Raw genomic sequence first — 15,484 nt, 5'->3', positions numbered from 1 at the left:
ACAACAAACAGCCCCCGTCAGGTGCTAGCAACACCTGCGGGGGCTTAACCAACACGATCGAATGCGAGTCGATCCCGTGGCTGACGCCAATCTTAGTGCTGTCCCCGTGTCCGCGCATCCGTCGTCCCCGCCTCCCATGGCCAACCCGGGGTACGGCAAACGCTCCGCGCCGGACCAACGCCCCCGCACCACCCACGACTTCGCCCACCTCCCGCCCCGCGAAGCCGCCATCGCCGCGTACGTCGACCGGCTCCCGGACGGCGCCGACATGTCCGTAAAAACGCTGGCCAAGACGCTGCCATACGGACAGTGCGCCCTCCGCACCGCCCTCAACCACCTGCAAAAGGCAGGGCACTTGCGCCGGGGCCGCGAACATCTGGCCGACGCCAAGGGATCCCGGTGGATCACCCGAACGTGGTTCTCGCGGACGGCGCGGGGCGACGACTGGTGGGCCGCGTTCACGCGCGGCGACGTGCCGGACGTACAACAGGAGGCACGGCCGCCGACCCGTTCCCGGGCCCACATCCTGCTCGCCGCCCTCGGCCGTACCGCCCCCGTGCTGTCACTCTCCGCCGCCGAATGCGCGGAACTCTCCCCGCTGCTGGCGGAGTGGTTCGCGCGGGGAGTCACGGACGAGACCGTCGTACGGACCCTGACCGCCGGCCTGCCCAGCCCGGTCCACCACCCGGCGGCCCTGATCCGCAGACGCCTCACCACCAAACTCCCCCCGGAACCGACACCCGCGCCTCCGGCCCGCCCACCCCTCCGCATCCTGGAGTGCGCGAAGTGCGGCGTACCGGGACGGCCGGAGGCACTGCCTGGGGGTGTCTGCGGCGCGTGCCGGGGTGAGACCGGTCCCCACAAGGGCGCCTCGCCCCCGTCCTCCTCGGGCGTCCACAGCCGTGCCGCCGAGATCCGCGCCGCGATGGCAGCCCGGCGGGAGGGGAGCCGCGCATGAGCCGACCGTACGTACTCGCAGGTGTGTACAGTTTTTGCATGGAGACGTATCCGCTCGTGGAAGCCCGCAATCAGCTCGGCCAACTGGTCGGCAGGGTTCGGCACGGCCAGGAACACATCCTGATCACCGAGTACGGCAAGCCTGCGGCCGCGCTCATCCCGATAAGCGAACTCGAAGAGTTGCAGCGTCTCCGCGACGAGGCGGACATCGCTGAAGCACGGGCACGTGAGGCCGCGCCGTCCGGTCCGTCGATGTCCCACGACGAGTTCATGGCCCAGCTTGAGGCCGAAGACCGCCGGGCTGCCGCTTCGTGACATACACAGTGGTCTGGGAGCACCACGCCATGAACGAGTTCAGGCGGCTCCGTGCCATCGATCCCGTTGGTGCCAAGGCGGCTGCATCCGCGGTCCGCGCGCTCGCCGAAGACCCCGGCCCAGAGACGGCCCGCCCTCTGGGCGGGTCCGGCTACTACCGGCTGCACGTGGGAAGTTGGCGCGTGCTGTACCGACCCGACGGCGACACCTTGACCGTATTCGTGGTCAAAGTCGGCCGCAGCAACTGACAGGAAAGGAGCTCCGCAGGACCATGAACCACGCCCAGCAGACCGCCCTAGGCCGCGCCCTCCGTCTCCTCGGGGAGCACGGTGACGCGCTGACGTCCGACACCCCCGACGGGAAACTCCACGAGGTCAAGGCCGACCTCAAGCGCGCCCTCGACCTGCTGGACGACAGCGTCAGCGGTGCCGCGCCGACCACCCGCTGCCTGGAGCATCCGAACGGGCCGGTCGACACCGACGCCCCCGACCTCTGCCTGCTCTGCGAGACCCGGCGCCGCGCGGCCCGCCGCTCCGAGTTCAACGGGCCGGACCCGTACACCCGGGGCGCCGAGACCACGCCGTCCCGCTACGGCGTGCGCGAGGACCGCCCGCAGCCGCAGCAGCGCTGGCTGCCGGAGGCCTGGAACGGCCAGGCGTGGCAGCTCTGCGGCACCCCGCGCCGCGACCGCCACGAGGCCGAGCTGTACCTCAACGCCCAGCGCCGCGGCTCCCGCCCCGCGATGGCGTACCGCCTCGTCCACGAGTTCACGGACTACGAGGTGCTACGGGTCTGGGGCACGCCCGTGCACGTCGACATCGAGCCCCTGGGGAACCTGTAGTCGGTTCAGTACGGCCAACTACTCTTTCGGCGCGTGCCGTTGGATCATCGACCGCGTCTCCTCCGCGTCCAACTGGTACACCGTCTCGTGCGCCCGCGGATCCCGCGCGTGGAAGGTGTGGAACATCGGCCCGGTCTCCCCACCCAGCTCCACCAGCGACGCCGAGGCCCCGCGCACCGCCCGCTCCGTGCCGTACGCGGTGGTCAGGTCGATGCGGTTGACGACACCGGGTGTGACCCACACCGGCGTGGCCTCCAGGAAGCCGAAGAGCTGGAGGTGGAAGTGGCCGGTGAGGATGACCCGTACGTCACTGCCCCGGATCGCGTCGGCCAGCTCCCCGGGGTTCCGCAGCCCGAAGGCCCGCTGGGACGGCACGTCGAGCGTGACCGGCGGGTGGTGGAAGGCGAGAACGGTCCCGTGCTCGGACGGTGTCCGCAACTCCTCCTTCAGCCAGTCCAGTTGGGCCCCGCTCAGCAGCCCGTGCACCTTCCCCGGCACGAGCGAGTCGAGCGTGATGAACCGGTACCCGTCGACCACGCTCACGGCAGCGCACCCGAACTCCGCCGGAAACAGGGCGGATACGACACCGTCCGTACCGTCAGCCGCGAGGTGCCCGCTCCCCAACACCTTCCCGAACGCCTCGCGTTCGTCGTGGTTCCCGGTGGTGTAGAAGACCGGTACCCCACTCCCCGTACCCATCGACCGCGCGAACCCGCCCATCAGCTCCCGCAGCGCCTGGTACGCCTCCACCGCCCCGTCGTTGGCGAGGTCCCCGGTGACGACGATCGCGTCCACACCGCGCTGGTGCCGCAGCTCGGCGAGCATCAGCCGCAGGGAGTCGGTCGCGTTGACGCCGTTCCGGTTGGGGGCGTCGAAGCGCTCCAGGTGGGTGTCGGACAGGTGGAGGATCCTCATGCACCGGCACGCTAGCCCGAGTTGGGTACGACCGACAGTGGGCGAGGCTCAACGGGCGGCGGCCGGCCGCCACATCGTCGTCACGACCTGGCCACCGGCGGTGACGATCTCGTCCCGGGCGACGAAACCGACGCTCTCGTAGCGCTTGTTGTTGGCCGGGTTGGTGCACTCCAGATAGACGGGACACCCGGATGCCCCGATCGCGTCGATCCGGGCAAGCCCCTCCCGCACCAGCGCCATGCCCAGCCCCTTGCCCCGGTGGTCGGCGTGCGTGCCCAGGATGGTCAGGTAGAAGAAGGGTTCGGCGGGGTGCACCGCCTCGAACTGCTCCCCCACCCCCATGATCGCCCGAGCCGTCCCGGCATCCGTGACCGCGGCCAGCCGCCCCTCCAGCCCGGCCGCCTCCTCCTCGGTCAGCTCGACCCCGCCCGCCGGAATGAAGATCGCCGCGGCCTCCACGCCAGGCGTCACCAGCGTCCAGGGGTAGCGCAGCGCGGAGGCCGCGTAGACCCGCCACATCACGGCCGCCTGCTCGGCGCGCCGCCGCTCGTCCGGGAACACGGAGCCCCAGACGGGGTCGTGGAGGAAGGCGCTGGTGAAGGTGGAGACAATGGCGTCGAGATCGGCGGGGGTGGCGATGCGGGCGGGACCGGCGGGAGTCGTCATCACGAGGCCCCACGGTATGCCGGTCGGACGAGACGAAGGGAATCACCGATGAGACGGCTGTTCTCCACGGGCGCCGGAAAGGCCGCGTCCGTACTGGCGGTCCTCGCGACCGCGCTTCTGCTCGTGGGCGCGGTCTGGGGGAAGCTGACGGACAGTGCTCAACAGCACGACCTCTCGATCGGCTGCCTGCGCGCGGCCGCGCTCCTGGCGGCCGTAGCACTCCTGCTCATGCTCCGACACCGCGAGGCGCTTCGAGCACGAGAGAGCACCGCTTCCGGCCCGTCCGGCGGTTGAGGACGAGGCCGGAGGCCGGTGGGGGCCTGGGGACGGAGCCCCCAGGGCCGCGCCCCACCGACCCGCACCAACACCTCAGCTCAGCGAGCGCAGCGCCGCCGCGTCGTACGGCGCCAGCTCCCCCACCCGCCCCGCGAGGACCTTCGCCGCCCACTCCGGGTCCTGGAGGAGGGCCCGGCCCACGGCGACCAGGTCGAACTCGTCGCGCTCCAGGCTGTCGAGGAGGTCGTCGATGCCCTTGAGCGGGGCGCCCTCGCCGCGGAAGCCCTTGAGGAAGTCGCCGTCGAGGCCGACCGAGCCGACGGTGATGGTCGGCTTGCCGGTGAGCTTCTTGGTCCAGCCGGCGAGGTTGAGGTCCGAGCCGGTGTCGGCGAACTCGGGGAGCCAGTAACGGCGGGTGGAGGCGTGGAAGACGTCGACGCCGGCCGCGGCGAGCGGAGTGAGGATCGCCTCCAGCTCCTCCGGGGTCTCGGCGAGACGGGCGCCGTAGACATCCTGCTTCCACTGCGAGAAGCGGAAGATGACCGGGAACTCCGGCGAGACCGTCTCGCGGACCGCCGCCACGATCTCCGCCGCGAACCTGGTACGGGCGACCGGGTCACCGCCGTAGGCGTCCGTACGGCGGTTGGTGCCCTCGTACAGGAACTGGTCGAGGAGGTAGCCGTGCGCGCCGTGCAGCTCGACCCCGTCGAAGCCGATGCGCTCGGCGGCGGCCGCGGCCTCGGCGAAGGCGCCGATGACGTCGTCCAGGTCCCGCTGGGTCATGGCCGTACCGGTGACCTCGTCGCTGCCGATGCGCAGCCCGGACGGGCCGACCGCGGGTGCCTCGGCGAAGGGCGGCTGGCCCTGCTTGCGGACCATGCCGATGTGCCAGAGCTGCGGCACGATCGTGCCGCCCGCCGCGTGTACGGCCTCGGCGACCCTCGCCCAGCCCGCGAGCTGCTCCGTACCGTGGAAGCGCGGCACGCGGTCGCTCTGCCCGGCCGACTCGTGACCGACGTAGGTCCCCTCGGTGACGATCAGGCCCACGCCCGCGGCGGCACGACGGGAGTAGTACGACACCACGTCGTCACCGGGGATGCCGCCCGGGGAGAACTCCCGGGTCATCGGCGCCATCACGATCCGGTTCGGGACGGTCAGGCCGTTGAGGGTGATCGGGCGGGCAAGGACTTCGGCCGCTCGGGAGGCGGGGGCGGTCGTAGACACGTGTGGGGCTCCTCGAAATGCCGGGTACCAGGTACTGGGTACCGGGTGGTATGTGCGTATGCATCGACTATCCGTCAACGACAACCCTCCGGCCAAGCCCCTCATTCCTGCCGGCCGGCCCCAGACCCTGTGATCCCGGACACGGCGCCCCTGCCGGGATCACCGGCCATCCACGGAGGTCAGCCACCGAGCAGCCACCGCAACAACCAGCCGGCGAGTCCCGACCCGACCGACCCGGCGGCACCGTAAGCGGCCTGGCGGACGAGTCGGCGCCAGAAGGCCCGAGGTGCGGGCCGCGAAGTCTTGGCCTCGTCGGAAATGGTCATGAGCGTCCTCCTGATCAGGGTCCGGGCGTGCGCCCCGGCGTCATCGTGTCGGAGGTGGGACCGTCGAAGGCCGTTTCGGCGTTGCCGTTTCAAGGTGGCAGCAACCGGCCGTGTTGCCATCCGAAACGGCAACGCTGTTTCGCCCGACGTCAGTTGGGACGGCGCGATACTGACGGGATGCTCAACGCACAGGTTCCCGCCGACGGCGAGCCGACGGGAGACAACCCAGCGCAGTGTGTGCGACTGGCCCGTCTCAAGGACGGGTTGTCCCAGGAGAAGCGGGCCTTCGCAGAGGATCTGCGCCGCGTCTTCCTGCTGTTGGGTGTCGGTGTCCGGCGCTATGCCGCACGCCGACACCTGGATGCCAGCTCGGTGACCCGGTATCTGAGCGGTGAGCGGGTACCGCCGTGGGATTTCGTCGCGGGCGTCATCGCGGACGTCCGGGAGGAGGCCCGGGCCCCGCTGACCGCAGAGGTCGAACAGGCACTGCGAGAACTGCATCGGGCCGCCCAGCAGACCAATCGGCGCCGCAGCGAGGTACAGGTCCTCCAGGACAGGCTGGAGGAGGCCGATGCCGAGTCCCGGCGGATAAAGACCCGGCAGCGCGCGCTGGAGGAGACCCTCCAGGACCGGGAAGGGTGGCTGGCGCGAGCACAGGCGCGCTGTCAGAACTTCGAGGTACGGCTGGAGGAACAGCGGCCCGCCCACCGGGCCGAACTCGAAGTATGGCGGGGCGAGTACCGGCGGCTCGGGAACGTATGCAGCGATCTGCAGGACGAGGTGGCCGGACTTCAGCAGGAACTGGCTCGCGCGCGGACGGAGTTGATCGAAGCCGAGGAGCGCTGCCACCTGCTGGAGGCCGAGTTGGAGGCCGCCCACGCGCTGGATCGCGAGGGGGCGGATCGAATCGAACCCCCTTCACTCATGGTCATGTTGGAGGAAGCGGACCGCTCTGCCTCGGTACCCGAACTGGTGCGGGTCGTGGGCGACCTGGAGCTACGCACCCGGCAGGCCACGGCCGGTGAACTGGTGCGGTCGGCGAGTCAGTCGCGCACCATCGAAGAGGTGGCCGGCCTGCTGGCCGCACTTCGGCAAGCGGGATTCGACGCGCATGCGCAGGCCGCGTTACCGGCCATGGTGATGGTGCGCTCGGTCGCGGACACCAGCGCGCTGACCCGGAGCCTGTTCCATGAGGGTTTCGAGGACTACGTCCTGACCCTGCTGCAGGCATCGGTTGAATTTCACCGAGCCGACGACGTGTCCGCCTTCGCGCTCGCACTGCATCGCGACGGACTGACCGAACACGCCACGAGCCTGCTGGGGGCGGTTGCCGCGGTACGGCCGGTGGACGACCTGGTGTCCCTGACGCGATCCCTGGTCGGCGGAGCGCTCGACAGCGCGCTCATGGCCGCGCTGAGCACCGCGGCGGCCCGGCGCGAGGTTCCCGACCTGGCCGCGCTGAGTCTCGCGTTGCGCGAGAACGGCCTGCCCCGGCTCGCCAAGGCCTTACAACTGGCGGCTGTGGCCCAGCGATCGGCATCGGACGTCGTGCGCTTCGTCGACTCCTTGAAAGGCGTCGGGCTGGACAGAGACGCCGAGAAGGTCTACGACAACATGCAACGGCGCGGGGTGCGGCATCTGCTCGCGCTCGTCTACGTGCTGCTGCAGGAACGCCGCCATCACGACACCTGGTCGCTCCTCCTCCGCGCCGCACAGACCCGCTCCGGGCACGAGATCGCCGCGCTGATCACCAACCTCTACAGCGCCGGACGCCACCAGTACGCCGCGGAACTGCTGATTCTCACCGTACGGTCCAGAGCCGCCGCAGAGGTTCGCACGCTGATCGGTGTGCTCGACGAACGGGCCCCTGGTGCGCAGACGCTCATCCGCACCGCGGCCAGAAACAGCCCGCCCAGGGGCAGCGCCACACTCCTGACCTGCCTTGCACGGCGAGAGCTGCCCGTACACGCCGAGGCGGTCTTCCTGTACACCTTGAGCGATCAGAACGTCCGGCACCTGGGAGAGTTCCTGAGCGCACTCGCCGCTGCCCGGTCGCCCTACGTGGAACGGGTCTCTCTCTGCGAACGGGCCCGGGCGGCTTCCACGTCCGTCGCGGCACGCCTGCTGCTGGCTCTGGATTCGGCGTCCTTGAGCGGACAACTCGTCGCCGTGGCGGAGACCTTGGGCGAGGAGTGGTCGGTACAGGACGTCACTCGGCTGATCGTCGACCTGGAGAGCCTCGACAACCCGTTGAAACCACTGTCCTGGTCCGTGACGCGACATCTCCTGCACCACCTGGTGGGTGCACGGTCCACGACCGATCTGGCTGCCATGGCCTGCGCGTTCGAAGTGACGGACAGATTCCGGCCTGCCGAGTACCTGAACTCCAGGGCCGAGTCCGTGCACGGCAGAAGGTTCCGGGACGAGCTGAAGAAGGAACGCACGCGCTACGAACGCAAAGGCGTCCCGTTGCCCCCGGTGTTCCCGCTCGGCGTGCCGGTGGACCCGACCCCGGCCCAGTCCGCGCACTAGCTTCGGACACGCCGAAGGGCGGCACCCCCTGCCGGAGCAGGAAGTGCCGCCCTCCGTAAGGACGTTGATCAACCGGAGGCCAGGGCCCCGAGGTGGATCAGAAGTCCATGTCACCGCCCGGCATGCCGCCGCCGGCCGGGGCCGCGGACTTCTCCGGCTTGTCGGCGATGACGGCCTCGGTGGTGAGGAAGAGCGCGGCGATGGACGCGGCGTTCTGCAGGGCAGAGCGCGTGACCTTCGCCGGGTCGATGATGCCCTCGGCGATGAGGTCCACGTACTCGCCGGTCGCGGCGTTGAGGCCGTGACCCGGGGTGAGGTTGCGGACCTTCTCCACCACGACGCCGCCCTCGAGGCCGGCGTTGACGGCGATCTGCTTCAGCGGGGCCTCCAGGGCCAGCTTCACGATCGCGGCACCGGTGGCCTCGTCACCTTCGAGCTCGAGCTTCTCGAAGACGCTGCCGGCCTGGATGAGCGCGACGCCACCACCGGCGACGATGCCCTCCTCGACGGCCGCCTTCGCGTTGCGAACGGCGTCCTCGATGCGGTGCTTGCGCTCCTTGAGCTCGACCTCGGTGGCCGCGCCCGCCTTGATGACGGCGACGCCGCCGGCGAGCTTGGCGAGGCGCTCCTGGAGCTTCTCGCGGTCGTAGTCCGAGTCGCTGTTCTCGATCTCGGCGCGGATCTGGTTGACCCGGCCGGCGACCTGGTCGGCGGAGCCGGCGCCGTCGACGATCGTGGTCTCGTCCTTGGTGATGACGACCTTGCGGGCGCGGCCGAGGAGATCCACGGTCGCGTTCTCCAGCTTGAGGCCGACCTCCTCGGAGATGACCTCGCCGCCCGTGAGGATGGCGATGTCGCCGAGCATGGCCTTGCGACGGTCACCGAAGCCCGGAGCCTTGACGGCGACGGACTTGAAGGTGCCGCGGATCTTGTTGACGACCAGCGTGGACAGGGCCTCGCCCTCGACGTCCTCGGCGATGATCAGCAGCGGCTTGCCCGACTGCATGACCTTCTCCAGGAGCGGGAGCAGGTCCTTGACGTTGGCGATCTTCGAGTTGGCGATCAGGATGTACGGGTCGTCGAGCGACGCCTCCATACGCTCCATGTCGGTGGCGAAGTACGCCGAGATGTAGCCCTTGTCGAAGCGCATGCCCTCGGTGAGCTCAAGCTCGAGACCGAAGGTCTGCGACTCCTCGACGGTGATGACGCCTTCCTTGCCGACCTTGTCCATCGCCTCGGCGATGAGCTCGCCGATCTGGGTGTCGGCGGCGGAGATGGAGGCCGTGGAAGCGATCTGCTCCTTGGTCTCCACGTCCTTGGCCTGCTCGAGCAGGGCACCGGAGACGGCCTCGACGGCCTTCTCGATACCGCGCTTGAGGGCCATCGGGTTGGCGCCCGCGGCTACGTTGCGCAGACCCTCCTTGACGAGGGCCTGGGCGAGGACGGTCGCGGTGGTCGTACCGTCACCGGCGACGTCGTCCGTCTTCTTGGCGACTTCCTTGACCAGCTCTGCGCCGATCTTCTCGTACGGGTCCTCGAGCTCGATCTCCTTGGCGATGGAAACACCATCGTTGGTGATCGTGGGGGCGCCCCACTTCTTCTCGAGGACGACGTTGCGGCCCTTGGGGCCAAGGGTGACCTTGACGGCGTCGGCGAGCTGGTTCATCCCGCGCTCGAGACCGCGCCGTGCCTCCTCGTCGAACGCGATGATCTTGGCCATGTGAAGTGGTCCTCCCGGACTGGGGTGGATTGCTCCGGACCGCGCTGGCGCCCGCGACGGACGGCCTGCCTGCCCCGTGGTTCCTTGCACCACCTGGCCTGCGGGCCTCACCCACCCGGTCCTTCGTTATCACTCTCACCTTCAGAGTGCTAACGCCAATGATTAGCACTCGGCATGGTCGAGTGCAAGCGGCTCCCGGGTACTGACCCCCTCGTACCGGCCTCCGGCATGCCGAAGGGCCCGCACCCCGGGGAGTGACCCCGGAGGTACGAGCCCTTCGGTGGGAACGAAGAACGTCGCTGCTGTTAGTCGGCGCGTGCTTCAGCCGGCCGCGAGCTTGACCATGTCAGCCTGCGGCCCCTTCTGACCCTGCGAGATCTCGAAATCGACCCGCTGACCCTCTTCCAGGGTGCGGTAGCCGTCCATCTGAATCGCGCTGTAGTGGACGAAAACATCCGCACCACCGTCGACCGCGATGAAGCCGTACCCCTTCTCCGCGTTGAACCATTTGACGGTGCCCTGAGCCATGCCTAACTCCCCTATTACTGGCCCTTGCACGGACCCGCACTTCGCGGATCCGGGTCAGACCTCACCCCCCACAGGATTGGGGGCGTGCGCCGGAACGCGTCGACCGCGGCCGAATGTATCCGTCCAACTGCCGTCTGCAACAGGTCAATCCGACGAGAATTCCGGGCAGGACCGGTCGGGAATTTACGGAGAATTCGCCCGACTTCAGGGCAAGTCGGGCCCCATAAAGAGAACATAAGGCGCAAAAGACCTGCACACTTTGGCTACTTCTCATCGCATGCGGAGCGGGTACTCATATGCGTCCGGCATGCGGAGTGGAGCGCGTTCCCCAACTGTACCGTGCTCAATCATAGAGAATTGCCCCCTCCGCTTCTCTCGCGGAGGGGGCAATTCAATGAACTCTTGGTAACCGTCATTACCCAGGGTAATGATCAGCCCCCGGCGACCGCCGGAATGATCGAGACGCCGGCCCCGTCCGGAGTGGCCGTCTCCAGCCCCTGCTCGAACCGCACGTCGTCGTCGTTGACGTACACGTTGACGAACCGCCGCAGCTTGCCCTGGTCGTCCAGGACGCGGGCGGAGATGCCGTTGTGGTTCTTCTCCAGGTCGGTGATGACCTCGGCGAGGGTGGCGCCCTCGGCGGCCACTTCGGCCTGGCCACCGGTGTAGGTGCGCAGGATGGTGGGGATGCGGACGGTCACGCTCATGCGAGGCCAGCCTCTCGGAAGGAGTCGAGGTTCGGGCGGATGGTCGCGGTCAGACCGGTGCCGGCGACCGCGTCCAGGGTCTTGAGGCCGTCGCCCGTGTTGAGGACGACCGTGGTGAGAGTCGGGTCGAGCAGCCCGTTCTCGATCAGCTTCTTCGTCACGCCCACCGTCACCCCGCCCGCGGTCTCCGCGAAGATGCCCTCGGTCCGCGCCAGCAGCTTGATCGCGTCGACGACCTGCTCGTCGTTGACATCCTCCACCGCCCCGCCCGTCCGGCGCGCGATGTCGAGCACGTACGGCCCGTCCGCCGGGTTCCCGATGGCCAGCGACTTGGCGATCGTGTTCGGCTTCTGCGGGCGTACGACGTCGTGTCCGGCCTTGTAGGCGACGGACACCGGCGAGCAGCCCTCGGCCTGGGCGCCGAAGATCTTGTACGGCTTGTCCTCGACCAGCCCGAGCTTGATCAGCTCCTGGAGCCCCTTGTCGATCTTCGTGAGCTGCGAGCCGGAGGCGATCGGCACGACCAGCTGGTCCGGGAGCTTCCAGCCGAGCTGCTCGCAGATCTCGTACGCCAGGGTCTTGGAGCCCTCCGCGTAGTACGGCCGCAGGTTGACGTTGACGAAGCCCCAGCCCTCGCCGGCCGGGTCGCCGATCAGCTCGGAGCAGAAGCGGTTCACGTCGTCGTAGTTGCCCTCGATGCCGACCAGCTCGCCGCCGTAGATCGCGGCCATGACGACCTTGCCCTGCTCCAGGTCGTGCGGGATGAACACGCAGGAGCGGAAGCCGGCCCGCGCGGCGGCGGCGCCGACCGCGCCCGCGAGGTTGCCGGTGGAGGAGCAGGAGAGGGTGGTGAAGTCGAAGGCGCGCGCGGCCTCGATGGCCTGGGCCACGACGCGGTCCTTGAAGGAGTGCGTCGGGTTGCCCGAGTCGTCCTTCACGAAGAGCTTGCCGGCGTCGACGCCCAGCTCGCGGGCGAGGTTGTCGGCCTTGACGAGCTTGGTCCAGCCGGGGTTGATGTTCGGCTTGTCCGCCACGTCCGCGGGGACGGGCAGGAGGGGCGCGTAACGCCAGATGTTCGCGGGGCCCGCCTCGATGCGCTTGCGGAGCTCTTCGGTGTCGTAGGCCGAGAAGTCGTAGGCGATCTCCAGCGGGCCGAAACACTCCTCGCAGGCGAAGACCGGGCCGAGCGGGACGCGGTGGCCGCACTCGCGGCAGGAAAGCGCGGCGGCGGGGCCCAGATCGACGGGGTTCGCGGCGGTGTCCGCGGAGTTCGTGGTGCTTGCGACAGTCTGCGCAGCCATGGAGGCGAGGCCCTTTCTCCTCATCTTCCTCACGGCGCATCTCGCCGTGAGACGGATTTGGCACCTTCCCGAGCCGGGAGCCTCGCCACGTCAACGTGACAAGACCGGCTGGAGGGTTGCCGGGGCTTCAACGGGCCGTATCCCTCTGCCCCTCTGGATGAGCGGTGTTCAGTTGTGTATGCGATTGTCCCGCCGACGTCCCCCGACATGCGATGGTCATCAGCGTTGTTCAAGACTGTAACCGAAGGCCAGGACAGTTGAGTGAGCCGTCCGAACCGCGAGATGGATGGATCACCCACAGTCGGTGATCACCTCTCGCCGAGAGAACGCAGAGGAGCCGCGCAACGTGCTGAAGGAAGTCGAGCACTGGCTGAGCACCCGCTCCTGGTCACTGACCGATCGGCCGCTCCACAGGATTCTCGCCGCGAAGCAGCGCACGGGCCAGTCGGTCAGTGTCGTGCTGCCCGCGCTCAACGAGGAGGCGACGGTCGGCGACATCGTCGCCATCATCCGTCATGACCTCATGCAGCAGGTCCCGCTCGTCGACGAGATCGTCGTCGTGGACTCCGGGTCCACCGACCGCACCTCCGAGGTGGCCGCCGCGGCGGGCGCCCGGGTCGTGCACCGGGACGACATCCTGCCCCGCATACCCGCCGTGCCCGGCAAGGGCGAGGTGCTGTGGCGTTCGCTGCTGGTGACCAGCGGCGACATCGTCTGCTTCATCGACGCGGACCTGAAGGAGTTCTCCTCCGACTTCGTCACCGGGATCGTGGGCCCGCTGCTCACCGAACCCGGTGTCGACCTCGTCAAGGCGATGTACGACCGCCCGCTCGGCGGCGCCGCCGGACAGGGCGGGCGCGTCACGGAGCTCATGGCCCGCCCGCTGCTGAACATGCACTGGCCGCAGTTGGCCGGTTTCGTGCAGCCGCTCGGCGGCGAGTACGCGGGCCGCCGCTCGCTGCTGGAGCAACTGCCCTTCCCCGTCGGATACGGCGTCGAGCTGGGCATGCTGGTGGACGCGCTGCACCTGGTGGGCCTGGACGCCCTCGCGCAGGTCGACGTCGGGGTGCGCAAGCACCGCCACCAGGACGGGCAGGCGCTGGGGCGGATGGCCGCGCAGATCTACCGCACGGCCCAGCTCCGGCTGGCCCGCGGACATCTCGTCCGGCCGTCGCTGACCCAGTTCGAGCGGGGCCCTGACGGTTTCGAGCCGCGCACATACTCCGTGGACACGGAGGAACGGCCGCCGATGGTGGAGATCACCGAGTACCAGTCCCGCAAGGTGGCGTAGCCGGCCGGGGGCGATGCCACGGGTGGGGCCGTATACGGATCCATTCGGTCCGCTGTGGCCCGTCCGGGGCCGTCCGTACGTTTGAGCGTTTGTGGGCCGGGCTAGGTTGTGGCACATGACTTCCACGTACGGTGCTGCTCAGGTACTCGTCGCGTCCAACCGCGGCCCCGTCTCGTACGAGGTGGGCGACGACGGTTCGCTGCACGCGAGGCGCGGTGGCGGCGGGCTGGTGTCCGGGCTGTCGGCGATCGGGCCGGACGCGGGGGCGCTGTGGGTGTGCTCGGCGCTGTCCGACGGCGACCGGGAGGCGGTACGGCAGGGGGCCGGCGAGGACGGTGTACGCATGCTGGCGATCCCGGCCGACGTGCACACCGACGCCTACAACGGCATCGCGAACTCCGTCCTCTGGTTCGTCCACCACATGCTGTACCAGACCCCGCTGGAGCCGGTCTTCGACGCGGAGTTCCGGCGCCAGTGGGCGTCGTACGAGGCCTACAACCGGGCGTTCGCCGAGGCGCTGGCGGAGGAGGCGGCGGAGGGCGCGGTCGCGATCGTGCAGGACTACCACCTGTGCCTGGTCCCCGGGATGCTGCGCGAACTCCGCCCCGACCTGCGCATCGGCCACTTCTCGCATACGCCGTGGGCGCCGGTGGACTACTTCCGGATGCTGCCGGACGACATCCGGGAGCGGCTGCTGCGGGGCATGCTCGGCGCGGACCGGCTGGGGTTCCTGACGCACCGCTGGGCGGACGCGTTCAGTGCCTGCTGTACGGAGTTCGCGGGCGGCCTCGGAGGCACCCGGATCGGCGTCCACGGCCTCGGCGCGGACGCGGACTTCCTGCGGACCCGCTCGCACGAGGCGGATGTCGAGGAACGCATCGTCGCCCTCCGCGAGGAGATCGGCGGCACGGGACGCCGGACGATCGTCCGGGTCGACCGCACCGAACTCTCCAAGAACATCGTGCGCGGCCTGCTGGCGTACCGCCAACTCCTCGACGACCACCCGGAGTTGCGGGAGCGGGTGGTACACGTGGCGTTCGCCTACCCCTCCCGGCAGGACCTCGCCGTCTACCGCGACTACACCGCCGAGGTGCAGCGCCTCGCGGAGGAGATCAACTCCCAGTACGGGACGCCCGGTTGGACCCCGATCGTCCTGCACGTCAAGGACGACTTCGCCCGCTCCCTGGCCGCGTACCGCCTCGCCGACGTGGCCCTGGTCAACCCCATCCGCGACGGCATGAACCTCGTCGCCAAGGAGATCCCGCTCGTCTCCGACGAGGCCTGCGTCCTGGTCCTCTCCCGGGAGGCGGGCGCATACGAGGAGCTGGGCGAGGACGCGATCCCGGTCAACCCCTACGACGTGACGGCCACGGCCAGCGCTCTCTACGAGGCTCTGACGATGCCGAACGAGGAGCGAGCCGAGCGGACGAAGCGCCTCGCCGCGGCGGCCACGGCGCTTCCGCCGGCTCAGTGGTTCCTGGAGCAGTTGAACGCCTTGCGCGATCAGGAGGGTTGAGCGGGAGGGCTGAGCCCCGGGCGGACGGCAGTTGGCCTACGGCTCCACGGACGGACGTCCGCCGCATCGCGCCGACGCGGGGCACGGGGCCGGGCAGCCCGGGGATGACTGGGCTGCCGCGACACCCGGCCCCACCAACGCCCCACCCGATCAGCCAAGTTGAGCGCAGGCGCCGACAGCAGGTCCACGACCGTCGGCCGACGTCCAACGCATCGCGGCGGCGGCCCGGCTCGCAGCCGTCGCCGACGCGAGCCATTGGGCCAGGCACCCGGCCCACGCCCGCACGCACGCCCGCCCGGTCGACCGACCGGGGTACCTGGGCCACTGCGCCGCTCTGGCCCGGGCACGGCGCGCCCTGGCCAAGCCGTC

At 69.5% G+C, this 15,484-nt stretch carries 16 protein-coding genes and 1 riboswitch; of the genes, 8 read left to right on the top strand and 8 right to left on the bottom strand.

What is annotated here, in order from left to right:
- Positions 1–136 precede the first annotated feature (136 nt).
- From ABZT04_RS00480 to ABZT04_RS00465, 4 genes are read left to right on the top strand one after another with little or no spacing between them, the layout of a single operon-like run.
- Positions 137–958: a hypothetical protein gene (locus ABZT04_RS00480; protein ID WP_356051200.1), complete on the top strand. Its 822-nt coding sequence runs from the start codon at positions 137–139 to the stop codon at positions 956–958.
- 38 nt (positions 959–996) lie between these two features.
- Positions 997–1,272 carry a type II toxin-antitoxin system Phd/YefM family antitoxin gene (locus tag ABZT04_RS00475; RefSeq protein ID WP_356051198.1) on the top strand — a complete coding sequence of 92 codons (276 nt, stop codon included), beginning with the start codon at positions 997–999 and terminating at the stop codon, positions 1,270–1,272.
- Entirely contained in the window at positions 1,269–1,520 is a 252-nt protein-coding gene (locus ABZT04_RS00470; RefSeq protein WP_356051196.1) for a type II toxin-antitoxin system RelE/ParE family toxin, read from the top strand. Before ABZT04_RS00475 ends, ABZT04_RS00470 begins: the two co-directional genes overlap by 4 nt.
- Before the next feature lie 23 nt (positions 1,521–1,543).
- A complete protein-coding gene (locus ABZT04_RS00465) occupies positions 1,544–2,113 on the top strand; it encodes a hypothetical protein (RefSeq protein ID WP_355906008.1) in 570 nt (189 codons plus the stop codon).
- Between the two features lie 18 nt (positions 2,114–2,131).
- Here the strand turns inward: ABZT04_RS00465 and ABZT04_RS00460 are convergent, their stop codons facing one another.
- Together ABZT04_RS00460 and ABZT04_RS00455 are read right to left on the bottom strand one after the other, a co-directional pair.
- Positions 2,132–3,028 (bottom strand): metallophosphoesterase, encoded by an 897-nt coding sequence (locus ABZT04_RS00460; RefSeq protein WP_356051194.1) that lies wholly within the window; start codon positions 3,026–3,028, stop codon positions 2,132–2,134.
- 48 nt (positions 3,029–3,076) lie between these two features.
- Positions 3,077–3,694 (bottom strand): GNAT family N-acetyltransferase, encoded by a 618-nt coding sequence (locus ABZT04_RS00455; RefSeq protein ID WP_356052102.1) that lies wholly within the window; start codon positions 3,692–3,694, stop codon positions 3,077–3,079.
- Between the two features lie 48 nt (positions 3,695–3,742).
- On the opposite strand from ABZT04_RS00455, the gene ABZT04_RS00450 reads away from it, so the two are divergent.
- Entirely contained in the window at positions 3,743–3,988 is a 246-nt protein-coding gene (locus ABZT04_RS00450) for a hypothetical protein (RefSeq protein WP_356051191.1), read from the top strand.
- 75 nt (positions 3,989–4,063) lie between these two features.
- On the opposite strand, the gene ABZT04_RS00445 is transcribed toward ABZT04_RS00450, so the two are convergent.
- Both ABZT04_RS00445 and ABZT04_RS00440 read right to left on the bottom strand, forming a co-directional pair.
- Entirely contained in the window at positions 4,064–5,194 is a 1,131-nt protein-coding gene (locus tag ABZT04_RS00445; protein WP_356051189.1) for an NADH:flavin oxidoreductase, read from the bottom strand.
- 179 nt (positions 5,195–5,373) lie between these two features.
- On the bottom strand, positions 5,374–5,520 hold the full coding sequence (locus ABZT04_RS00440; RefSeq protein ID WP_356051187.1) for a hypothetical protein: 147 nt from the start codon (positions 5,518–5,520) through the stop codon (positions 5,374–5,376).
- Between the two features lie 177 nt (positions 5,521–5,697).
- On the opposite strand from ABZT04_RS00440, the gene ABZT04_RS00435 reads away from it, so the two are divergent.
- Complete coding sequence (locus tag ABZT04_RS00435; protein ID WP_356051185.1) at positions 5,698–8,052, top strand: ATP/GTP-binding protein; 2,355 nt, start codon at positions 5,698–5,700, stop codon at positions 8,050–8,052.
- 97 nt (positions 8,053–8,149) lie between these two features.
- Here ABZT04_RS00435 and groL read toward each other — a convergent pair whose 3' ends face one another.
- From groL to thrC, 4 genes are all read right to left on the bottom strand, one after another.
- Positions 8,150–9,772, bottom strand: a complete 1,623-nt coding sequence (groL, locus tag ABZT04_RS00430) for a chaperonin GroEL (RefSeq protein ID WP_355906019.1) — start codon at positions 9,770–9,772, stop codon at positions 8,150–8,152.
- Between the two features lie 321 nt (positions 9,773–10,093).
- Positions 10,094–10,300 carry a cold-shock protein gene (locus tag ABZT04_RS00425; protein WP_030285851.1) on the bottom strand — a complete coding sequence of 69 codons (207 nt, stop codon included), beginning with the start codon at positions 10,298–10,300 and terminating at the stop codon, positions 10,094–10,096.
- Between the two features lie 431 nt (positions 10,301–10,731).
- Positions 10,732–11,007 carry a MoaD/ThiS family protein gene (locus ABZT04_RS00420; RefSeq protein WP_355906023.1) on the bottom strand — a complete coding sequence of 92 codons (276 nt, stop codon included), beginning with the start codon at positions 11,005–11,007 and terminating at the stop codon, positions 10,732–10,734.
- Positions 11,004–12,308 (bottom strand): threonine synthase, encoded by a 1,305-nt coding sequence (thrC, locus tag ABZT04_RS00415; protein WP_356051182.1) that lies wholly within the window; start codon positions 12,306–12,308, stop codon positions 11,004–11,006. The genes ABZT04_RS00420 and thrC overlap by 4 nt, the downstream gene beginning before the upstream one ends.
- Positions 12,309–12,325: 17 nt before the next feature.
- Positions 12,326–12,472, bottom strand: a riboswitch (SAM riboswitch).
- A 182-nt stretch (positions 12,473–12,654) separates the two neighbouring features.
- On the opposite strand from thrC, the gene ABZT04_RS00410 reads away from it, so the two are divergent.
- On the top strand, positions 12,655–13,599 hold the full coding sequence (locus ABZT04_RS00410; protein ID WP_356051180.1) for a glucosyl-3-phosphoglycerate synthase: 945 nt from the start codon (positions 12,655–12,657) through the stop codon (positions 13,597–13,599).
- A 115-nt stretch (positions 13,600–13,714) separates the two neighbouring features.
- Complete coding sequence (locus ABZT04_RS00405; protein ID WP_356051178.1) at positions 13,715–15,115, top strand: trehalose-6-phosphate synthase; 1,401 nt, start codon at positions 13,715–13,717, stop codon at positions 15,113–15,115.
- The last annotated feature ends 369 nt before the right edge of the window (positions 15,116–15,484 follow it).

Origin of the sequence: Streptomyces sp. NPDC005492, assembly GCF_040605995.1 — a bacterium.
Lineage (GTDB): Bacteria > Actinomycetota > Actinomycetes > Streptomycetales > Streptomycetaceae > Streptomyces.
The sequence above is the reverse complement of the archived record's forward strand: the minus strand, read 5'-3'. Positions and strand labels throughout refer to the sequence as shown.